This is a genomic window from Rhizobium sp. 'Codium 1' (assembly GCF_020889605.1).
In the GTDB taxonomy this organism is placed as follows: Bacteria; Pseudomonadota; Alphaproteobacteria; order Rhizobiales; family Rhizobiaceae; genus Allorhizobium; species Allorhizobium algae.
This window is the reverse complement of sequence record NZ_JAJGPW010000001.1, coordinates 622357-642749: the sequence shown is the minus strand read 5'-3', so window position 1 is coordinate 642749 and position 20393 is coordinate 622357. Positions and strand designations below refer to the sequence as shown.

At 62.8% G+C, this 20393-nt stretch carries 21 protein-coding genes, 1 tRNA gene and 1 riboswitch; of the genes, 10 read left to right on the top strand and 12 right to left on the bottom strand.

The features are described 5' to 3' along the window. Window positions 1-23: 23 nt before the first annotated feature. A complete protein-coding gene (gene apaG, locus LJE98_RS03030; RefSeq protein ID WP_229573326.1) occupies window positions 24-416 on the bottom strand; it encodes a Co2+/Mg2+ efflux protein ApaG in 393 nt (130 codons plus the stop codon). A 193-nt stretch (window positions 417-609) separates the two neighbouring features. After that, window positions 610-1788 (bottom strand): O-succinylhomoserine sulfhydrylase, encoded by a 1179-nt coding sequence (locus LJE98_RS03025; protein ID WP_229573325.1) that lies wholly within the window; start codon window positions 1786-1788, stop codon window positions 610-612. A 45-nt stretch (window positions 1789-1833) separates the two neighbouring features. Then, a riboswitch (SAM riboswitch) is annotated at window positions 1834-1912 on the bottom strand. Between the two features lie 73 nt (window positions 1913-1985). On the opposite strand from LJE98_RS03025, the gene LJE98_RS03020 reads away from it, so the two are divergent. Beyond that, a complete protein-coding gene (locus tag LJE98_RS03020) occupies window positions 1986-3083 on the top strand; it encodes a 2'-deoxycytidine 5'-triphosphate deaminase (protein WP_229573323.1) in 1098 nt (365 codons plus the stop codon). Between the two features lie 83 nt (window positions 3084-3166). After that, window positions 3167-3240: transfer RNA gene (locus tag LJE98_RS03015), tRNA-Gly, on the top strand. Between the two features lie 7 nt (window positions 3241-3247). Here the strand turns inward: LJE98_RS03015 and LJE98_RS03010 are convergent. After that, a complete protein-coding gene (locus LJE98_RS03010) occupies window positions 3248-3802 on the bottom strand; it encodes an NADPH-dependent FMN reductase (protein ID WP_229573322.1) in 555 nt (184 codons plus the stop codon). A 54-nt stretch (window positions 3803-3856) separates the two neighbouring features. Here LJE98_RS03010 and LJE98_RS03005 point away from each other — a divergent pair, with 54 nt between their 5' ends. Then, window positions 3857-5401, top strand: a complete 1545-nt coding sequence (locus LJE98_RS03005) for a VOC family protein (RefSeq protein WP_229573320.1) — start codon at window positions 3857-3859, stop codon at window positions 5399-5401. Here LJE98_RS03005 and LJE98_RS03000 read toward each other — a convergent pair. Continuing rightward, window positions 5350-7344 (bottom strand): glycosyltransferase family 2 protein, encoded by a 1995-nt coding sequence (locus LJE98_RS03000; protein ID WP_229573891.1) that lies wholly within the window; start codon window positions 7342-7344, stop codon window positions 5350-5352. The two genes, LJE98_RS03005 and LJE98_RS03000, sit on opposite strands and share 52 nt — an antisense overlap. A 64-nt stretch (window positions 7345-7408) precedes the next feature. Between LJE98_RS03000 and LJE98_RS02995 the strand changes: the two genes are divergently transcribed. Then, window positions 7409-8281, top strand: a complete 873-nt coding sequence (locus tag LJE98_RS02995; RefSeq protein ID WP_229573319.1) for a transporter substrate-binding domain-containing protein — start codon at window positions 7409-7411, stop codon at window positions 8279-8281. Window positions 8282-8287: 6 nt separating this feature from the next. Here LJE98_RS02995 and LJE98_RS02990 read toward each other — a convergent pair whose 3' ends face one another. The 5 genes from LJE98_RS02990 to LJE98_RS02970 all read right to left on the bottom strand — a co-directional run bounded on the left by LJE98_RS02990 (window position 8288) and on the right by LJE98_RS02970 (window position 11523). After that, complete coding sequence (locus tag LJE98_RS02990) at window positions 8288-8701, bottom strand: tellurite resistance TerB family protein (protein ID WP_229573317.1); 414 nt, start codon at window positions 8699-8701, stop codon at window positions 8288-8290. Window positions 8702-8803: 102 nt separating this feature from the next. Further along, window positions 8804-9517 (bottom strand): thermonuclease family protein, encoded by a 714-nt coding sequence (locus LJE98_RS02985; protein ID WP_229573316.1) that lies wholly within the window; start codon window positions 9515-9517, stop codon window positions 8804-8806. Window positions 9518-9529: 12 nt separating this feature from the next. After that, complete coding sequence (locus LJE98_RS02980; RefSeq protein WP_229573314.1) at window positions 9530-10198, bottom strand: S24 family peptidase; 669 nt, start codon at window positions 10196-10198, stop codon at window positions 9530-9532. 124 nt (window positions 10199-10322) lie between these two features. Beyond that, the gene (locus LJE98_RS02975; protein WP_229573312.1) at window positions 10323-10970 is read right to left on the bottom strand and encodes a response regulator; all 648 of its coding nucleotides are present in this window, start codon (window positions 10968-10970) and stop codon (window positions 10323-10325) included. Window positions 10971-11091: 121 nt separating this feature from the next. Then, window positions 11092-11523, bottom strand: a complete 432-nt coding sequence (locus LJE98_RS02970) for a hypothetical protein (protein WP_229573310.1) — start codon at window positions 11521-11523, stop codon at window positions 11092-11094. A 98-nt stretch (window positions 11524-11621) separates the two neighbouring features. Here LJE98_RS02970 and LJE98_RS02965 point away from each other — a divergent pair, with 98 nt between their 5' ends. Next, window positions 11622-11978 carry a DUF952 domain-containing protein gene (locus LJE98_RS02965; protein WP_229573309.1) on the top strand — a complete coding sequence of 119 codons (357 nt, stop codon included), beginning with the start codon at window positions 11622-11624 and terminating at the stop codon, window positions 11976-11978. Further along, window positions 11978-13066 (top strand): quinone-dependent dihydroorotate dehydrogenase, encoded by a 1089-nt coding sequence (locus LJE98_RS02960; RefSeq protein ID WP_229573307.1) that lies wholly within the window; start codon window positions 11978-11980, stop codon window positions 13064-13066. The genes LJE98_RS02965 and LJE98_RS02960 overlap by 1 nt, the downstream gene beginning before the upstream one ends. On the opposite strand, the gene LJE98_RS02955 is transcribed toward LJE98_RS02960, so the two are convergent. From LJE98_RS02955 to LJE98_RS02945, 3 genes are read right to left on the bottom strand one after another with little or no spacing between them, the layout of a single operon-like run. After that, window positions 13042-14388 carry an MATE family efflux transporter gene (locus tag LJE98_RS02955; protein ID WP_229573306.1) on the bottom strand — a complete coding sequence of 449 codons (1347 nt, stop codon included), beginning with the start codon at window positions 14386-14388 and terminating at the stop codon, window positions 13042-13044. The two genes, LJE98_RS02960 and LJE98_RS02955, sit on opposite strands and share 25 nt — an antisense overlap. Window positions 14389-14424: 36 nt before the next feature. Beyond that, entirely contained in the window at window positions 14425-14922 is a 498-nt protein-coding gene (locus tag LJE98_RS02950) for a CAP domain-containing protein (RefSeq protein ID WP_229573304.1), read from the bottom strand. Between the two features lie 7 nt (window positions 14923-14929). After that, entirely contained in the window at window positions 14930-15196 is a 267-nt protein-coding gene (locus LJE98_RS02945) for a DUF6460 domain-containing protein (protein ID WP_229573303.1), read from the bottom strand. A gap of 150 nt (window positions 15197-15346) precedes the next feature. Between LJE98_RS02945 and LJE98_RS02940 the strand changes: the two genes are divergently transcribed. The 4 genes from LJE98_RS02940 to pdeM all read left to right on the top strand — a co-directional run bounded on the left by LJE98_RS02940 (window position 15347) and on the right by pdeM (window position 20389). Then, the gene (locus tag LJE98_RS02940; protein WP_229573301.1) at window positions 15347-16285 is read left to right on the top strand and encodes a methyltransferase domain-containing protein; all 939 of its coding nucleotides are present in this window, start codon (window positions 15347-15349) and stop codon (window positions 16283-16285) included. Between the two features lie 114 nt (window positions 16286-16399). Then, window positions 16400-17038, top strand: coding sequence for a YitT family protein (locus LJE98_RS02935; protein ID WP_229573294.1), 639 nt, complete (start codon window positions 16400-16402; stop codon window positions 17036-17038). 58 nt (window positions 17039-17096) lie between these two features. Continuing rightward, a complete protein-coding gene (locus tag LJE98_RS02930) occupies window positions 17097-19616 on the top strand; it encodes a ligase-associated DNA damage response DEXH box helicase (protein ID WP_229573293.1) in 2520 nt (839 codons plus the stop codon). A 56-nt stretch (window positions 19617-19672) separates the two neighbouring features. Continuing rightward, window positions 19673-20389: a ligase-associated DNA damage response endonuclease PdeM gene (pdeM, locus tag LJE98_RS02925; RefSeq protein WP_229573890.1), complete on the top strand. Its 717-nt coding sequence runs from the start codon at window positions 19673-19675 to the stop codon at window positions 20387-20389. The last annotated feature ends 4 nt before the right edge of the window (window positions 20390-20393 follow it).

The following is a 20393-nucleotide window of genomic DNA, read 5'->3' as shown; positions in this document are numbered from 1 at the left end:
ACGCGCAACTCAACCGCAAAGCGCTAATTGAGCGTGCGAACCATGCCCGGACTGTCCAGAGAGAAGGCGGGGATTTCGACATCGAATGCCTCGCCGTCGTCGGTCTCCATGCGATAGGTGCCATACATCATGCCCGAGGGCGTATCGAGCGGGCAGCCGGAGGCGTATTCATAGGTGTCGCCGGGAGCGAGGCAGGGCTGTTCACCGACGACGCCGGGGCCGCTCACTTCGTCCACCTGGCCGTTCTGGTCGGTGATATGCCAGTAGCGATGCGTCAGGCGCACAGTCTTCGCCGAATGATTGGAGATCACGATCCGGTAGCCCCAGACGTAGCGGCTGTCATCCGGGTCAGACTGTTCCTCGAGATAGTAAGGTTCGACCAGAACCTCGATGTCCCGTGTCAGTGCGCGATACATGCATGGACCCTGCGAAAGCGTGTCTTCATTCCCATAGACATGGCGTTCTTTGTGGCGGCAACAAGATCCGCCGCGGAACGTCACATTGCCTTGAAGGGATAACGACGCAGCCCGTCGCGTCAAGGGCAAGGGGGCAGTCGCGACGCCACTCGCGGCTGATAATTTTTGTATGCCGAAGCGCTTCGGTGTCGGCTCAGATGGCCTTGAACGCCTTTTCGAAGTCTTCGATCAGGTCCAGCGTGTCCTCGATCCCGCAGGACAGACGGACAGTGCCGCCCGAAATCCCGAGCTCGGCGCGGGCTTCGTCGGTGAGGTTCTTATGGGTGGTGGTGGCCGGATGGGTGATCAGGCTCTTGGCGTCGCCGAGATTGTTGGAGATCTTGATGATCTCGAGCGCATTCTGCAGCTTGAAGGCCGCGTCCTTGCCGCCCTTCAACTCGAAGCATACCAGCGTCGAGCCGCCGGTCATCTGCTTGGCGATGATATCGGCCTGCGGATGATCCTTGCGTCCGGGATAGATCACCTTCGCCACGGCACCCTGTTCCGCGAGGAAATCGGCGATCGCTGCGGCACTCGCCGTTTGCTGCTTGACGCGCAGCGGCAATGTCTCGACGCCCTTCAGAAGCGTCCAGGCATTGAATGGCGACATGGCAGGGCCGGTATGGCGGAAGTAATCGTGCAGATTCTCGTCGATCCATTCCTTCGACGACAAGACGACGCCGCCGAGGCAGCGGCCCTGGCCGTCGATATGCTTCGTCGCGGAATAGACGACGACATGCGCGCCGAGCTCCAGAGGCTTCTGGAAGAGCGGGGTGGCAAAGACGTTGTCGACGATCAGCTTGGCACCGATCTGGTCGGCGAGCTTGGCGACGCCCGCGACGTCGATCACTTCGAGCGTCGGGTTGGTCGGGCTTTCCAGGAACATGACCTTGGTATTCGGCCGGATCGCGGCTTCCCAGTTGGCGAGGTCCCGGCCGTCGACCAGTGTGCATTCCACGCCGTAACGGGGCGCCAGCGTCTCGACGACGTAACGGCAGGAGCCGAAAAGCGCGCGGGCAGCGACGATATGGTCGCCGGCCTTGACCTGGCACAGTACCGCGGCGGCGACGGCGGCCATGCCCGACGCCATGGCGCGCGCATCTTCGGCGCCTTCCATCATGCACATGCGCTTTTCGAACATGTCATTGGTCGGGCTGCCGTAGCGGGCGTAGATATAGCCTTCGTTCTCGCCCTTGAAGCGGGCCTCCGCCGCTTCCGAGCTGTCATAGACGAAGCCCTGGGTGAGGAAGATCGCTTCGGACGTCTCGCCATAGGGAGAGCGTAGCGTGCCGCCATGGACGAGGGTGGTTGCCGGGCGCCAGTTCTTGCTCATGCGCGTGCCTTTCGAACACAAAAAAACCGGTCGCGTGAACGGACCGGTTTCGTAAACCCGGTCTATTTAGCCACTTGTTTAACGTGGCTGCAAGCCGACCGGCCAAATCACCACGGGATAAGGCTGCCTTACGCCTTCGCGGGCCTTGCGTCAATTGGTGGGCTTTGGTTTTGTCGGTCCCAAACAGGATTGAGATCATGACCTTGAAACCCGGGATTTTGTCCGATCGTGCGATCGGCGCCTTGTTCGGTGGCGGCCAGCTGAAGAGCGAGGTCATGCTGGACAAGGACCAGATCCAGCCCGCAAGCCTCGATCTGCGCCTGGGTGGCAAGGCGATCCGCGTGCGCGCGAGTTTCATGCCGGGCCGGGGGCATACGGTTGCCGAGAAGCTGGAGCGGCTGACCCTTCACGAGATCGATCTCGAATACGGTGCGGTTCTCGAAACCGGCTGCGTCTACATCGTGCCGCTGATGGAAAGCCTCGACCTGCCGGCCGAAATCTCGGCTTCGGCCAATCCGAAGAGTTCGACCGGCCGCCTCGACATCTTCACCCGCGTCATGGTCGATTACGCCCAGGAATTCGACAAGGTCCCTGCCGGCTACAAGGGCCAGCTCTTTCTCGAAATCTCGCCGCGCACCTTCCCGATTATCGTGCGACGCGGCTCCCGCCTGTCGCAGATCCGTTTCCGGGTCGGCCATGCCCTACTGGGCGAGGCCGAACTCTTTGACCTGCACAAGGCCGAGACGCTGGTTGCGAGCGACATGCCAAACGTCTCGGGCGGCGGCATTGCGCTGTCGATCGACCTGAAAGGTTCGGGCCCGCAAGGCCTGATCGGCTATCGCGGCAAGCACCACACCTCGGTCATAGACGTCGACCTGAAGGGTGCCCATGAGGTCTTGGATTTCTGGGAGCCGCTCTACAGCCGTGGCCGCGACGAACTCATCCTCGATCCGGACGAGTTCTACATCCTCGTCTCGAACGAGGCCGTGCATGTGCCGCCGCTCTACGCCGCCGAAATGACGCCCTACGACCCCCTGGTCGGCGAATTCCGCGTCCACTATGCCGGCTTCTTCGACCCCGGCTTCGGCCACGCGCCGGCCGGCGGCTCGGGCAGCCGCGCGGTGCTCGAAGTCCGCAGCCACGAAGTGCCGTTCATCCTCGAACACGGCCAGGTGATCGGCCGCCTGGTCTACGAGCATATGCAGGAGCGCCCGGAGGGCCTCTATGGTACGGGCCTTGGCTCGAACTACCAGGCACAGGGCTTGAAACTCTCCAAGCACTTCCGCCTGCCCTGACAAAGAGGGCGCTGCATTCGCGCCCCTTTCCGTCCCATCCGGCTTGACACTCCGGTCGAACTGTTGGATTTCTCATCCCCGTTGCGGGTGTAGCTCAATGGTAGAGCAGCAGCTTCCCAAGCTGAATACGAGGGTTCGATTCCCTTCACCCGCTCCAGCTCTTCTCACCTGTGCCCCGCAAACCGCGCAAACGCCGCCAGCAGATCGCCGAGCCGCTTGGCGGTGGCCTCGTCGGTGAGATTGCCCTCTGCGTCGAACAGCGTATGTGCCCGAGACACCATCAACCGCTTTTCCGCAAACACCTGGCAGCCGAGCGTGTGCAGGACCGAGAGCCAGGCGTTCTGGCTGAGCAGGGTGCCGAAATTGCCGGGCGAGGCGCCGACCAGGGCGAAGGGCTTGTTGCCAAAGACCTTGGCCATGTCGGAGGAAGGGCGTGAGAGCCAGTCGATGGCATTCTTGAAGGCGCCGGGGATGCCGTTGTTGTATTCAGGCGTGAACAGGATCACGCCATCGGCGGCGATGATCTTCTCCTTGAGAGTGGTGACAGCGGCCGGGATGCCCTCTGCTTCTTCGAGGTCTCCGTCATAGAGAGGGATGCCGTGGATGCCTGAAGCCTCCAGCGCATAGCCCTCGGCCTTGATTTCTGTCGCGGCCTTCAGCAGCGCTGTATTGAGCGAGCCCTTGCGCAGGCTTCCCGAAATGCCGAGCAGTGTCACCATGATTTTTTCCTCGTCTGGATTTGTTGTAAGGGAGGGTAGAACAGGGAGAATGCGATGACCAGCGGCCTGCACCACATCACGGCGATCACCCGGAAGATCCAGGCCAATGTCGACTTCTATTGCGGTTTTCTGGGCCTGAGGCTCGTCAAGCGCACAGGGGGCTTCGAGGATGCCGCCCAGCTCCATCTGTTTTACGGCGATGCCGTCGCAGGTCCCGGCTCGCTGGTGACATTTCTGGCCTGGGAAGACGGTTCCCCCGGCCGCGTCGGCCATGGGGCGGCAAGCGAAATCGCCTTTGCCATTCAGCCGGATGCGATCGGCTTCTGGCTGACGCGTGCCTTGCAGTTCGGTGTTGCAGCGACCGGCCCCGCAACCGAATTCGCCGAGCCTGTGCTCAGGCTCATCGACCCTGATGGCATCATCGTCAAGCTCGTCGGCACGAGCGCGGTTGAGCCGGGCGCGGCCTGGCCGGTGCGCGGCATTGAAGGGAGGGATGCAATCACCCGTCTGCGGGCAGCGACCCTGCTGTCGGAGCAGCCTCAGCAGACCGCCGACTTTCTCACCCGCCATGCCTTTTTCCGTGTGTCGGCGACCGAAGGCACGATCACCCGCCTTACGTCTGAAAGCGGTCAGGGTATCGATGTGCGCGACGCCAGTGGCTTCTGGCCCGCAGCCCCCGGCACCGGCGCCATCGATCATGTGGCGCTGCGCATGGCTGATCGCGCTGCCGTCGAAGCGCAGGCGACCGAGCTGAAATCGCGCGGTGACGACACGATCAATATGCATGACCGCAAATACTTCTATTCCCTCTATGTCCGCGAGCCCGCAGGCTGTCTGATCGAACTCGCCTCCGATGGTCCGGGCTTTGCCATCGACGAGCCGCTGGAAACCCTCGGAGATCGGCTCTTCATCCCCGAACACTTTCACCTGCGCCCGCAAGACATCGTGCCGATGCTGCCGCAATTCGCGCTTCCGGGAGAACCTCGGACCATATACCGCGACCTGTCCTTCGTGCACCGCATCCACGAGCCGGATGCCGGTGATGGCTCGACGCTCGTCCTGCTGCACGGAACCGGCGGCAATGAGGCGAGCCTTCTGCCCTTCGCGCGCAAGATCGCGCCGTCGTCGACCCTTCTCAGCCTCCGGGGCCGCGCGACGGAGGAAGGTGTGGCCCGCTTCTTTCGCCGCTTCGGTCCGCGCGATTTCGACCAGAAGGACATCGTTGCGGAGGCCGAAGCCTTCGCCGCATTCATCGAGGATGCCAAACAGGCCTATGGCATTGACGAAACGCGCCTGCGTTTCGCCGGCTATTCCAACGGCGCGAATTTTCTCGCGGCCACGATCATGTTGCATCCGGGTATCGTTCGCGAGGCGGTGCTTCTGCGGCCCATGCCGGTTCTGAGCGATCCGCCGAAAGCCGATCTCTCGGGCACGCGCATTCAGATGGTCATCGGATCGGACGATCCCGCAGCCGGCGAGAGTGAGATCCTGGCCAAGCAATTGCGAGACCGCGGCGCCCGGGTCACGCTGACGCGGGTCGCCGGGGATCACAACCTCTCGGACGAGGACGTGACGGCGGGGACTGCCGGATTTGTCTGAACAATTCCGAGCGCCAGGGATGTGCTGCGTCTCGGCTGGTGCGGTGTCTTGTTCCAGTGAAAGGGCTTGAGCCTGAGCTCGACCACGGCCTTCCAGGCTGCCAGCGACACGGCCATCCAGTAGACGGGGATCATCGCCCATTTCCACCCCATGCCCTTTTTCTCCCGGTCCGTCATCGGTGTGGCCCCAAGCGCGAAGAAGACGGCATAGCTGCCCAGGATGTTGAAAATGTCCATGGCAAGCATCATCGTGGTGAAGACATTCGGTTGCGGCGCCGGGATCTGCATCAGCGACAGGACAGAGAGCGTGATGAAGATCAGCAGACCGGGATGGCTGAGCGCTGCGACCAGCATGCCGCCGACAAGCAGCTGGAAGACAAAGAAGGAAAACGGGCCCATGTCGCGCGCGGTACGCAGGGGATGGCGCATCAGCACCAGCCATGTTTGCAGCCAGCCCTTGTACCAGCGGGTGCGCTGTGCGAGCCAGATGGCAAAATCGGTCGGCGCATCCTCATAGGTCGGAAGTGTGAGCGTCGAGGAGCGATAGCCCATGCGACAGAGCCGCATGCCGAGATCCGCGTCCTCGGTTACATTATAGGGGTCCCAGCCTCCGCTCGCCTTGAGCAGCGCGGTCTTGAAATGGTTCGACGTGCCGCCGAGTGGCAAGGGCAGGCGATAGAAGCCGAGTGCCGGCAGGAGACGGCGGAACAGGGCGGAATATTCGAGCGCGAAGATCGCGCTGATCCATCGGTCGCCGGCATTGTCGATCACCAGTGGTGACTGCAGACAGGCGAGCTCGGAAGGGCCGAGACGGAAGGCATGATAGGCCTCCTGCAGTTGCTGCGGATGCGGTCGATCTTCGGCATCGTAGATGGTCAGGAACTCGCCGCGCGCGCCTGATAGCGCATAGGTCAGCGCTTTCGGCTTGGTGCGCGGCGCCATGGCCGGCACCTCGACCACTTCGATATGCGGTCCGGGCTGCGCCCGCCTTATGGCGTCCAGCGTTTCAAGGTCATCCGCCTCGCAGACCAGTTTCACATCGAGCAGGCTGCGTGGCCAGTCGAGTGCATCGAGGGCCGCGATCAGTTGCGGCACGACGGCCGTCTCGCGATAGAGCGCGACCATGACCGTATAGATCGGAAGCGTGCCCGCGGTACTTTCAAAGGAAACGTCCGGTCGCGGATGATGCCGGCCGTGGGAGACCGCAGCCATCCTCAGGAAGAGGGCCGCTGTGTGGAAGAAGGACAGCATCATGTGGGCGAGCACCACCGCGACCATCGGCGCATAGATCAGGAGCAGACTGAGCAGGCAAAGGCTGGCGCCGGCGAAAAAGCCCTGATCACCCGTGACCACGAGCCGCGCCGAAAGAGGTTGCTGATGATCGAACAGACCACGCACCGCATGGCTGACGCGACGGTTCTCGCCTGCTTTCCAGATGGCTCGACGGATTGCGGACGGCGTCGTCACCACCAGGCTTCCGGCCCCATTTCCACAACGACCGAAGCGTTTCGCCAGACCGTCCATGTGCAGGATGTTCGCCGCCACGGCCATGATCGGAGGCCTGTCCGTGTGATGCAGTCGCAGCATGCGTGGTTCGGCGAGCTGTGTGTCGCCATGGACGTGGTCCACGACGAGCGCCGGATCAATCTCGGAAAGAAAGGGCAGATCGTACATGCGCGCCAGACCGGCGAAATATGCGTCCTCGTTGACCGCGCCGCTCGCGAGAAGTTCCGCCTCGACGCTGGTTCCGTTGATTGCCGCTTGCTGCGCCATCTTGGCGATCAGCGGCTTGGAAATGCCGAGTGTATGGAGCCGCCGTGCTTCCGCTTTCAGCTGCGCGCAATCGATCATGCCGGGCGCGCTTGTGGCACTCCGCCTGTCATGCACCGGTGTTCGCCCCTGGCGCGCGGCAACGATCCGCGGGCCGTATTCCCTCGTCCACACCAAGCTGCTACACGTCATCTGACTGAACGACGCCCCGCTTTGACCCCAGACGATGATGATAGAGATGCGCGCAAAAGTTACATCCCTAGATTTAATGGGGTTGTGGAGGCTGTTGGTGGCCCTTCTGCTGACCTGGGGGCTTGTGGCACCGTCGGCCAGAAGTCAGGAGCCGGAATTTCCGGTGCTGTTCGATGCGCGTGAACGGTTGGTCCGGCCCGATGTCAGTGGCGCTCTGCGCCTGCGCTTCCTGACGACGACAGATTTTCCGCCGTTTAACTTCACCGACCAGAACGGCAGGCTTTCGGGCTTCCATATCGATCTCGCCCGGGCGCTATGCGAGGAACTCGGGCTGCAGACGCGCTGCCAGATCCAGGCGCTGCCCTATGCGCAGCTCACTCAGGCGCTCGAAGCCAAGCAGGGGGAGGCGGTCATGGCGGGCGTGGCGGTCACGCCGGATTTGCGCGAGCGCTTCAATTTCACCCGCCCTTATTTGCTCTTGCCGGCCCGTTTTCTTCTGCGCAGCGACGTAGTCTTGCCACGCCAGGATGCCAGCGGGCTGTTCGGGCGCAAGGTCGGTGTGGTCAGGGATACGGCCCATGCCGCGATGCTGGAGGCCTTCTTCCCGAATATTGAGCGGGTCCAGTTCGAGGATCGCGATGCCGCAATGCAGGCCCTGAAGGAGAAGGAGGTTTCGGCCGTCTTCGCCGACGCCCTGCAGCTGTCCTTCTGGATGGTAAGCCCGCAAGCAGCCGGCTGTTGCCGTTTCTTCGATGGACCCTTCCTGTCGGAGCGTCATCTCGGCGAAGGCATGACGATCATGGTCGGCGGTCAGGATGGCGCGCTGGCAGGCGCGCTTGAAAGCGCGCTGGCCGCGCTTTCGAAGGATGGGCGGCTGGAGGAAATTTATCTGCGATATTTCCCGGCCGGTCTTTTCTGAGCGAGATCAGATCTGCCGGTAACGGGCGGACGCGCTGCGTTCGATCGCGGCACAGGTGAGCTTGTCGAGCCCGAGGCGATCACGCAGAAGCTGAAGCAGACGCACTTCTTCGGCCCGGACAGTGAGATCGACGGCCACGATTTCGACGGCGAGTGCATAGGCCGTCTCGTGAAGCCATGCCGGCAGGGCGTCGCGTATGGTCTCCAGGACGATGTCCAGACCTTCCGGCCCTGAAAGCAGACCGGCGCAGCGTTGCGAGACCTCAATCAGCCTTTCCTTCTCGAAATTGTCGAAGACCGGCAGGATGTCGATCAGCTGACCGATACGGACAAGTTCCTTTTCGGCCATGGCATTGTCGACGGCAGACGCCATGACCATGACGAAAATCAGGGACTCTTCCGGAGAAACGGGCTTGTTCATGAAGGATGCTTTCCAGTTGCGATGGCCAGAGAGTAGGAGGTGCGGCGGAGCGTTTCAAGGGAAGGCGCTGGCCGAGCGACAGTCTGGCGGGCGGCATCGTGCTCAGCGCACGGGGTCACCAAAAAGCCCGCGTCTGGCGAGGCGGGCTTCTTCCGTCAGTGCGACCAGGGCTGAGCCCGGCTCTGCCTCCGCCCACCCATATTTCGCAAGCCATGACGCGACATCCTGGACGCCAACCCAACAGCGTGTCCGGATCTCTCCCTGCCAGGCCGTGGCGCTCGTCTCGCAGGCAAGCGACCTGTTGCGCAGGAAAACGCGTTGCTGGGTCCGTGCCATGGCGCCGCAGGGCCATGATGTGCCGTCGCTTGCAACACAGCTGCGCTCTGTCGGGGTCTCGATGATATCGGCAAGCCGCACGCGCTGGTCGGCACCGAAGGCGACGATGCCGGCGGAAACGCTGACTGGCCGATGGAGAAGGACCACCTTGGGTTTTGTCTTTGTCTCCACCTCGGACAGAGGCGCGCGTGCCGCGACCCGTTCAAGGTCGCCGGTGTCGGTGAAGGCCGGCGAGCCGAAGGCTTTGGGCTCGATGGCCCTGACCCGGCGTCGCGCCTCGGTCTGTGGGGCGGGCTCGATCGCTTCTTCGACGGCTGCCCCGACTTCCGGCAGATCGAGCTCGGACGGATCCGGCACATCGAGGTCCTCGATATTGTAATCGACCGGATCCTCCCGGAAATGTTCACCGGCCTGCACCACGAGATAGGCCCAGAGAAGGAGGCCGATCGCGCCTGCAATGAAGGTGCCGATGCGTTGCATAGGTGCGTTTTCCTACTGGCTCGCCCAGATGATGCGCGCCACCCACTCGACGTCGCTCATGTCGAGCATGCGCGGCGGATGCTCGGGATTGAGCGACTGCAACTCGACCGACTTGGCGCTCTGGCGCGCGAGGATCTTCGCCATGACCTCGCCTTCGCGGGTCTTGACGACGACGCGGTCGCCGCGCCGCACCTGGGCGCCGGGCTCGACGATCAGGATGTCACCATCGCGATAGAGTGGTTTCATGCTCTCGCCCTGGACTTCCAGTGCATAGACGCCGTTATTGCGCCCGGGCGCTGCTGGAAACTCAACGAGATCCCATCCCTGGCCTGCGGGGAAGCCGCCATCATCGAAGAAGCCGCCGGCACCCGCCTGGGCCATGCCGAGCAGGGGTATGGAGCTTGCCTGGGGCGGGAAGGCGCCTTGCGGCAGGGCATGGCCGCGCATGCCGTCCGGCGAAACATGGCGCATGAACTGATCGAGACTGGCGCCGGTCGCTTCCAGCACCTTGGCGATGGATTCGGTCGAGGGCCAGCGCATGCGGCCGTCCGCGCCGACGCGCTTGGATTTGTTGAAGGATGTAGGGTCGAGGCCCGCCCGGCGCGCAAGACCCGACGGCGTCAGCGAATGCTGCTCCGCCAGCCGATCGATCGCGGCCCATATGCTGTCATGCGAAAGCATGTTCGCGCCTCTTCAGCGCCGGAACGCATTGGATCCCCGGTCCGGCAATGGCGCAAATCATAGACGAGGGGCCAGGCTTAGTAAAGTCGAAAAGGAATAAAATCCTCTCCGACTCTCCGGATGGTCAGGCGACCATCGCCATGTTGATCTTGCCCAGCTGGATGACGGCCTGTGTGCGACTGTCGACCTTGAGCTTGAGTAAGATGGCGGAGACATGCGCCTTGATCGTCGCTTCCGACACGCCGAGTTCATAGGCGATCTGCTTGTTGAGCAGGCCCTCGCCGAGCATGCCAAGCACGCGGCTCTGTTGTGGCGTCAATGTACGAAGGCGATTGATGAGGTCGGCGACATCGGGGTCGGTTTCCTGGCCGCCCTGATAACTCGCCGGCGTCGCGATATCCCCTTCGAGCACCGACTGGATCGCGGCCCGGATTTCGTCGATGCCGGCTGATTTCGAGATGAAACCGGAGGCGCCGAGTTCGAGCGCACGCCGAATGGTGACGGGGTCGTCTGACGCCGACACGATCACCAGCGGCAGGCTGGCGAATTCGGCGCGCAATGCCATGAGCCCCGAAAAGCCGGAAGCGCCAGGCATGGCCAGATCGAGCAGCATCAGGTCGGCGTCGGAATGGCTCGCCGCTGCCTTGCGCGCGGCTTCGAAATCACCGGCCTCGATGATCGTCTGCATGCCGTCGATACCGCTGACAGCCTGGCGCAGCGCGCCTCGGAACAGCGGATGGTCGTCGGCAATGATGAAGGTGGATGCAGCCATGTCAAAGCCCCCTCCCAAGAGCGATGTCATATTGCGCACGAATGCGTTCAGTCCTTTTAACGTTTGCCGCGGCACTAGACAATGGTCGTGCAGCGAATGAAAGAATAGCCCTTGACGAACGTCAGGTCCGGTCGGGAATTCTCTCTGGTTCCGATCGCTGTTCTTCTCCCTGGAACTCCTGCACGAGGTTGAAGAAGGCGCGCATGAAGCGTTCCATGATGCCGATCGATCGGTCGATCTCGGCATCGCTGGGCATGTCGCCACTTTTTCCGGGCATCGCGCCGGCGATCTGGCTCTCCAGCGCCTCGACCCGTTTTTCGAGCCGCGCGAGATCCGCATCATAGGCCGCCCGCTCGTCGGCGGCCATCCGGCAGGTGAGCGTTCCATCGGCCTCGGTGCAGAGCGTCACCGCCCCGGTCTGGCGGTCGAGCCGTACGAAGCCGCCCTCGGACCGTTCAAGGCTGTAGCGATCCGGATTGGCTTCCTGCGCAACGGCCGCCGTGATTGGGAGCGAAAGGACCGCAAGCGAGAGCATCGTTTTCCTGATGGCCATCTGTGTCTCCTCCTGTCGTCCGTCTCGCCGGGCGTGGACATTTGCCGGCGTTTGCGGCAAACCCGCCACAACCCTCATGATCTGCGAGAGACGGGACCTTGGACAAGACCATATACAAGATCGTGCCGCGAGAATTATGGCAGGAGGCCCGGGTGGCCGGCCTTTTCAAGGGCGCTGCCATCGATCTCCTCGATGGCTACATCCATTTTTCCACTTCTGCCCAGGCCGTCGAGACCGCGCGTTTGCATTTCGCCGGGCAGGCGGGGCTCCTGCTTGTCGCTGTCGACGCCACGATGTTCGGCGAGGCGCTGAAATGGGAAGCATCGCGCGGGGGCGATCTCTTCCCGCATCTTTATGCCGACCTTCCGCTCGACGCCGTGATCTGGGAAAAGCCCCTGCCGCTCGGGGATGATGGGCTTCATGTCTTTCCCCCGATGCAAGAGGATCCTCGCTGATGTCCGATCTCTTTTCCCTTGGCCGTCGCGGCCTCTTTCTCTTCGATGCCGAAACCGCCCATGGTCTCTCGATCGCGGCACTCAGGACCGGCCTCGTTCCGGCTTGCAAAGCGCCTGCCGATCCGCGACTCGCCCAGACCGTAGCCGGCATCCGGTTCTCCAACCCGCTCGGCATGGCGGCTGGTTACGACAAGAATGCTGAGGTTCCGGATGCACTGCTGTCCCTCGGTTTCGGCTTCGCCGAGGTCGGCACGCTGACGCCCAAGCCGCAGGCAGGCAACCCGAAGCCGCGCATCTTTCGTCTCGAACGCGACAATGCCGTGATCAACCGCCTCGGCTTCAACAATGAAGGCCACGCCGCAGCCCTTGCGCGCCTGTCTGCTCGTCGCAGCCGCCCGGGCATCGTCGGTGTCAATATCGGCGCCAACAAGGATGCGACGGACCGGGTCGCGGATTACGTGGCCGGCATTCGCCGATTCTATTCCGTTGCCACCTATTTCACCGCCAACATTTCGTCGCCCAACACGCCCGGCCTGCGCGATTTGCAGGCGAGGGAGAGCCTCGATGCGCTGCTCTCGGCCGTGCTCGCCGCCCGATCGGAAGAGGGCTTGCGCGCCGGCAAGCGCTTGCCTGTCTTCCTGAAGATCGCGCCCGACCTTACCGAAGAAGGCATGGATGACATCGCCGAGGTCGCGGCCGCACATGATCTCGACGGCCTGATCGTCTCGAATACCACGCTGTCACGCGACGGCCTGACCGACACAACGCTTGCCGGTGAGGCGGGAGGCCTGTCCGGTGCCCCGCTCTTCGACAGGTCGACCGCCGTACTCGCCCGCATGCGCAAGCGTGTCGGCCCCAACTTGCCGATCATCGGCGTGGGTGGGGTTTCCTCGGCCGAAACGGCGCTCGAGAAGATCCGCGCCGGTGCCGACCTCGTGCAGCTTTATTCCTGCATGGTCTATCAAGGGCCTGCACTGCCCGGCCGGATCCTGCGCGGGCTGTCCACCCTTCTTGACCGCGAAAGGGTCGCCAATATCCGCGAGCTTCGCGACTCGAGGCTGGATCACTGGCTGTCGGTGAAGGTCTGATCGGTCTTCGGTTTCAGCCTCATGAGCAAAAGCAGGCCGCGCAACCCAAGGAACACGTTGAGCGCGATCCAGAGGCCGTGATTGGAAAACAGCGGCACGAGGACTGCCACGCTCGCGAGATAGCCTGTCAGTGCGAGCAGCATCATGTTGCGCATGTCGGATGACCAGGTCGCGCCGATGAAGACGCCGTCCATGTGGAAGGCCAGCGCTCCTGTCAGTGCCGTGAAGGCAGCATAGACGAGATAGGTTTCAGCGACGCTGCGCACATCTCCGGCGGTGGTGATGAAGCCGATGATCGCGCTTCCGAATGCGAGGAAGAAGGCGAGGCTGGCAAGCGCCAGGCCGAAGGACCAGAGACCCGTCAGTTTGACTGCACGCTCGAAGGCCGGGCGTTGCCGGCCGCCGATTGTCTCGCCGGTGATCTGTTCGGCCGCCGTCGCCATGCCGTCGAGATAGAAACTCGCGATCATGAAGAAATTCATCAATACTGCATTGGCAGCCAGGGTTACCGCGCCAAAGCCGGCCCCGATCCGGGTCATGACAGTGAAGGCCGTGATCAGCGAGAAGGTGCGGATGAGGATGTCCCGGTTGAGCCGGAAGAGTGCCATCAGCTTTACACGGTCGGTGACCATCGAGGCCTGCGGGACGGCGTCGCGACCGTAGCGCCAGAAGATGAAGGCGAAGCCGGCGACCATGGCGACGAACTCGCCGATCACCGTTGCCCAGGCGACCCCTGCAATGCCGTAGGCGTAGGTAAGGCCGAGCAGGATTGACATGGCAATGTTGACGCCATTGAGCAGGATCTGCAGGGCAAGGCCGACGGAGCCTAGTCCGCGTCCGAGCACGAAGCCGAGCAGGGTGAAGTTGGACAACGTCACCGGGGCGGCGAGAATGCGGATGCCGATATAGGTCGCAGCCGCCGCCTGAACGCCGCCATCTGCGCCCATGAGCGGCGGTCCGAAGCCGACGATGGCGGGGGAGGCGATGAGGATCAGCAGGCCAAAGCCGAGCGACAGGACGATGGAGCGCCAGAAGACGGCAAAGAGTTCGAGCGCTTCTCCGCGTCCCTGCGCCTGGGCGACAAGTGCCGTGGTCGAGGCTCTCAGAAAATTGAGGCTGGCGAAGAGCAGATCGAAAAGCGCCGCCGCAATCGCAAGCCCCGCAAGCTGGGCAGCTTCGCCACTTCTCCCCACGACAGCGGTATCGGTGAGGCCGAGCAGCGGCGTGGTGATGAAGCCCAGCGTCATGGGCACCGCGATCGCAAGCACGGAGCGGTGGCTGACCGTAATCGGCCTTGAAACGAAAGATGATGGGCTGTGCATAAATCGCTCCGGTGGGGACCGGAGCGGGAGAATCACTCAGGCCGAGAGCACCATGGCCCAGTAGGGGCGGTTGCCGGAAGAGGAATCCCAGGCGACGGCGACGCCGAGTCCGTTGAAGCCACCGAGCATATTGTCGAGATGCCGCTTCGAATCGATCCAGGCTTGTACGGCCCGTTCGACCGTGTCCTGGCCGGCCGCGATGTTTTCCGCTGCCGGCAAGGGCACGTCATGGCCCTTCATGCGGGCACCGAAACTGTCATTGAAGCCGATCAGATGCGACATCTGACCGGCGCGTGCCATGCGCTTGGCTTGAGCAACCGCCGCGACCTCTGCCGATCGGCCGCGCGAGAGCGACGAAAGACCACGTGATTGCCGAAGCCGGTTGACCAAGGGCAATGCTGCCGCGGTCTCGGCCCGCGACTGGCCCTCGCCAGGATTGAGAATGTCGGTCGAGCGGCAGCCGGCGATCGTGGCTGTCAGGAGACCGGCCGAGATCAGAAGCAGCCGGCGACGGGGAAGGGTGATCTCGGCCATCGGCGGCTCAGTTCCGGGACGCAAAGAGGCGCAGCAGAATAAAGGCCGGAATGACGACCGTTGCACCGATCAGCAGATATTGACCAACGCGACCCAGCGCATCGAAGCCCGTGTACCAGATGTCGAGGATGAAATGGCGGATACCGTCAAGCAGGTCGATCGGATCGAGCCCGAAGATCGACATTACGAAGCCGACGATGAGCGAAACGACGATCAGCTTGACGAGCGTGCGGCCCGGCGTGTCGCCGAGAAATCGATTGATGCCATCCGCCATTCGTATCTCCTGTTGTCGTCCGCTGATATGGGCGTGGTCCGCCCGCCCCGCAAGCCGGCGAAGCAGGCGCCTATTAGCACTTGAGTTTTTTCCGGCGATCGGTCAAGACCGCGCGCCGTCTCCATGCTGGAAGGCGCGAGGATCTCTTCGATGCAGCCTACCCAGTTTTCGTCCGGCGACGTCATCGCCGACCGTCGTGCCGACTATGCCCGCATGCTTGCCGAGAATGGCGAACATGAGGCAGCGGTGGAATTGATGGAGCAGGCGCTTGAACTCGTGCCTGACTGGCCGGCCGGCCTTGTCACGTTCGCGGACTATGCCGAAAAGGCGAGCCTGGTGGAAAAGGCGATCCTTGCCCTGAGGCGGCTGCTCGACCTCGACCCTGAAGATCTTTTCGGCGCACAGCTGAAACTTGCGCTTCTGGGGGCGGAAGAAGTTCCTGACCAGCCGCCCTCCCGTTATGTGGAGGCCTTGTTCGATGACTATGCCGACCGCTTCGATGCAGCACTCGTGGAACGGCTGGGCTACGCGGTCCCGGCCGAGCTCGCACAGCTGATTGCCGAACATGCCGACCGGCACTTCGAGATTGTCGCCGATCTCGGCTGTGGTACAGGCCTCTTCGGCGCTGAGATCCGCGACAGGGTCACTCGCCTCGAGGGCTTCGACCTCTCGGTTAACATGCTGGCCAAGGCTGAGGAAAAGGGCCTTTACGATCTCCTGGCCAAGTCCGACCTCTCGCTTGATCCGCCTGGTTCAGGACTTTTCGACGATGGCCTCGCAGAAGGCCGTTGCGACCTCATCTCCGCTGCCGACGTGCTGATGTATCTCGGCGATCTCGCCAATGCCTTCACGCTGGCGGGTCGGCTTGCAAAACCTGGTGCGCTTTTCGCATTTTCGGTCGAAGATGCCGGCAAGGGAGACGGGTTTCTGTTGGCGCCGAGCCTGCGCTATGCCCATACCGAACAGCATGTTCGGCAGCGTCTCGCTGAAAATGGCTTCGATGTGCTTATTCTGACCCGGACCACCATTCGCATGGATGGCGGAGAACCGGTCTTCGGCATTCTGTTTCTTGCGAGCCGAATAGGCTGAGAAGCAGCTTTCTTGCGATTTGCCTCATAGGTCAGCTTTGCTGACCTATCATCCTTGTTTTCCAGGGGGTCTCGGGTACCATTTGCACTTGGGAGGTCAGTTCTGGAGAGCGAGATGGCGCAGTTGACGAGCATGCTGGGAATCTGGAATTCGAATCCGACCCGCCACACACCTGCGGAAGATCTGCAGGGCCTCGTGGCCGGTAGTCTCATCGCCGCACTTGGCCTCTACTTCTTGGCGCAGGTTGGCCTTTTGACTGGCGGCATGGCCGGTCTCGCCTTCGTCCTGCACTATTGGAGCGGCTGGAGCTTCGGTCTTCTCTTCTTCCTGCTCAATCTGCCTTTCTACATCCTGTCGTTGCGTCGAGTCGGTTCGGATTTCACCATCAAGACCTTCGTGGCCGTCGGCCTCACCTCCTTTATCGTCGAAATCGAAAGCCGCTTCCTGGTCATCCAGAGCATCGCACCGGTCTGGGCGGCTGTTCTCGGTGGCCTGCTGCTCGGCTTCGGCCTGCTGGCGCTTTACCGCCATCGCGCCAGCCTCGGCGGCCTTGGCATACTCGCCGTCTATATTCAGGACCGCTTCGGCATCCGCGCCGGCCTCGTACAGCTCGTCTTCGACCTCTGCGTCATGGCGCTGGCCTTTGCCGTCGTCAGCCCCTCGGTGGTGCTCTATTCGGTGATCGGTGCCGTAGTGCTGAACCTGTTCCTTGCGATCAATCACCGCTCGGATCGATACATCGCGCTGCGATGATGCCCGGGGGGGTGCATTCGCCTCTTCTCTTTCGGTGTCCGTCCACTACCTTGGGGCGGTGACGACAGCTGATTCCACCCATTCCCTTCTGCCTGCCCCCTTCCTCCGCTGGTTCGGTGAAAAGGGCTGGCAGCCGCGTGACCATCAGCTGGAGCTGCTGGCCCGGGCGAGATCTGGGGAGGATGGTGGCGAAAGCCTTCTGCTGATCGCCCCGACCGGCGCGGGCAAGACGCTCGCCGGCTTCCTGTCGTCGCTGACCGAATTGACGGAGCGCGGGCGCAAGAAACCGGGGGAGGGCTTCACCGGGATCCACACGCTCTACATCTCGCCGCTCAAGGCGCTTGCCGTCGATGTCGAGCGCAACCTGATGAAGCCCGTCACCGAGATGGGACTTCCGATCACGATCGAGAACCGGACCGGCGACACCCCGGCGCACAAGCGCCAGCGGCAGAAGACCAATCCGCCGGATATTCTTCTGACGACCCCGGAGCAGGTGGCGCTCTTGCTCTCCCATTCCGATGCTGCCCGCTTCTTCAAGGATCTGCGCTACGTCATCTTCGACGAGCTGCATTCCCTGGTCACCTCGAAGCGTGGCCACCTGTTGTCGCTCGGTCTCGCGCGCTTGAGGAAGCTCGCCCCCGGTCTCAAGACCATCGGCCTCTCCGCGACCGTCGCGCAACCGATGGACCTGCGCCGCTGGCTGGTCGCCCAGCCGGAGGAGGGCGAGGCGGCGGCTGGTCTGATCACGGTCGAGGGCGGCGCCAGACCCGATATCACCATCCTGCAAACCGAGGATCGCATTCCGTGGTCCGGGCATCGCGCGGTCTATGCCATTCCCGAGATCTACAGGATCCTCAAGGACTTTCAGACGACGCTGCTCTTCGTCAACACCCGCTCCCAGGCCGAAATGCTCTTCCAGGAACTCTGGACGGTCAATGATGACAACCTGCCGATCGCGCTGCATCACGGCTCGCTCGATGTCTCGCAACGCCGCAAGGTGGAAGCGGCCATGGCCGAGAACCGGTTGCGGGCTGTCGTTGCGACCTCCACCCTCGATCTTGGCATCGACTGGGGGGACGTCGATCTCGTCATCCATGTCGGTGCGCCCAAGGGTGCCTCCCGGCTTGCCCAGCGTATCGGTCGCGCAAACCACCGCATGGATGAGCCGTCGCGGGCAATCCTGGTGCCGGCCAATCGATTCGAGGTGATGGAGTGCCAGGCGGCTCTTGATGCGAACTATATCGGCGCACAGGACACGCCCCCGGTCGGAGAGGGTTCGCTCGACGTGCTGGCCCAGCATGTGCTTGGCATGGCCTGTGCGGATGCCTTCGACGAGGAAGAGCTGTTCCGCGAGGTGACGACGGCGCTGCCCTATGCCTCCCTGCCGCGTGAGACCTTTGCTCGCATCGTCGATTTCGTCGCGACCGGCGGCTATGCGCTCCGAACCTACGAGCGCTACGCCCGCATCCGCCGCCGCAACGACGGTTTATGGCGCGTCTCCAACCCGCAGGTCGCCCAGCAATATCGCCTGAACCTCGGCACCATCGTCGAGATGCCCATGCTGAATGTCCGGCTGGTCAAGCGCAACCATCTCGGCTCGATCGGTCGCGGCGGCATGACGCTCGGCAAGGTCGAGGAGTATTTCTTCGAGCAGCTGACCCAGGGCGATACCTTCCTCTTCTCCGGCAAGGTGCTGCGCTTCGAGGGTATCAGGGACAATGAGTGCCTCGTGTCGAACGCTTTCTCGATGGATCCGAAGATCCCGGCCTATGCCGGCGGCAAATTCCCGCTCTCGACCTATCTCGCCGAGCAGGTTCGCGCCATGCTCGACGATCCCGGGCGTCGTTCTAGCCTGCCCGATCAGGTGCGCGACTGGCTGTCGCTGCAGGCGGAGAAGTCGGTTCTGCCAAAGCGCGGCGATTTGCTGATCGAGACTTTCCCGCGCGGCGAGCGCTTCTACATGGTGATCTATGCCTTCGAGGGCCGGCTGGCGCACCAGACGCTCGGCATGCTGCTCACCCGCCGGCTGGAGCGCATGCGGGCAAAGCCCTTGGGCTTCGTCGCGACGGATTATGCACTCGCAATCTGGGCCTTGGAGGACATGGGCTCGCTGATCGCGCGGGGAGCACTCAGCCTCGCAGACCTCTTCGATCAGGACATGCTGGGCGACGATCTCGAGACCTGGCTTGACGAGAGCTTCATGCTGAAGCGCACCTTCCGCAATTGCGCCGTGATTGCCGGCCTGATCGAGCAACGTCATCCCGGCAAGGAGAAATCAGGCCGGCAGGTGACGGTCTCCTCCGACCTGATCTACGACGTGCTGCGTACCCACGAGCCGGATCATATCCTCATGCAGGCAACGCGACAGGATGCCGCTGCCGGACTTTTGGACATCGCCCGCCTTGCCGATATGCTGGAGCGAATCAAAGGGCATATCCTGCACAAGCGCCTCAGCCAGATTTCGCCGCTCGCCGTACCCGTGATGCTGGAGATCGGCAAGGAACCCGTGGCGGGAGAGGCCCAGGAACATGTACTGTCCATGGCGGCAGACGATCTGATCGCCGAAGCCATGGCGTGAACCATGCGGAGCGGCTATGACGGCACCGGGCACTGCGGAATGAGCAAATGACGGGTATGATGGCGAGGCGCCTTGCGCCGATCGAGACAGTGGAGACGACGACCGAGATTGCCGTCTCGGGCGTGGCCGCAGTCTGTGATCTCACCGGCGCCATGTACCTGCCCGATCACCGCACCCTCGTCGTGTCCGACCTGCATCTCGAAAAGGGGGCTGCTTTCGCCAGACGAGGTCAGCTGCTCCCGCCCTATGACACGCTTGCCACGCTGCGCCTGCTGGAGAGTGTGGTTGCGCGCTTCCAGCCGGCGACGATCATCAGTCTGGGTGACAATTTCCACGACCGCGTCGGTTCGGCCCTGATGCCCTCCGTGTTCCGGGAAATGATCCTGGGCCTCGCCGGTGGACGGGAGATCGTCTGGATCAACGGCAATCATGATCCGGATGGCACCACCGCTTTGCCAGGGGCGTCGATGGATGAGTTCTCGCTTTCTGGCCTCACCTTTCGTCACGAGCCGTCGCTCGCCCATGGCAAGGGCGAGGTGGCCGGTCATCTTCACCCGTCCGCCACCGTCCGCCGCCGTGAAAAATCAGTTCGGCGCCCGTGCTTTGCGACTGACGGACTGCGCATGGTCATGCCATCCTTCGGCGTCACAACGGGTGGCCTCGACCTTCGCCACAAGGCCTTCACAGGCCTCTTCGCCCGCACGGAGCTGATCGCACACCTTCTCGGCCGCGACCGGATCTATTCGGTGCGCTTCGGCAACCTCCTCGGCTGAGCTT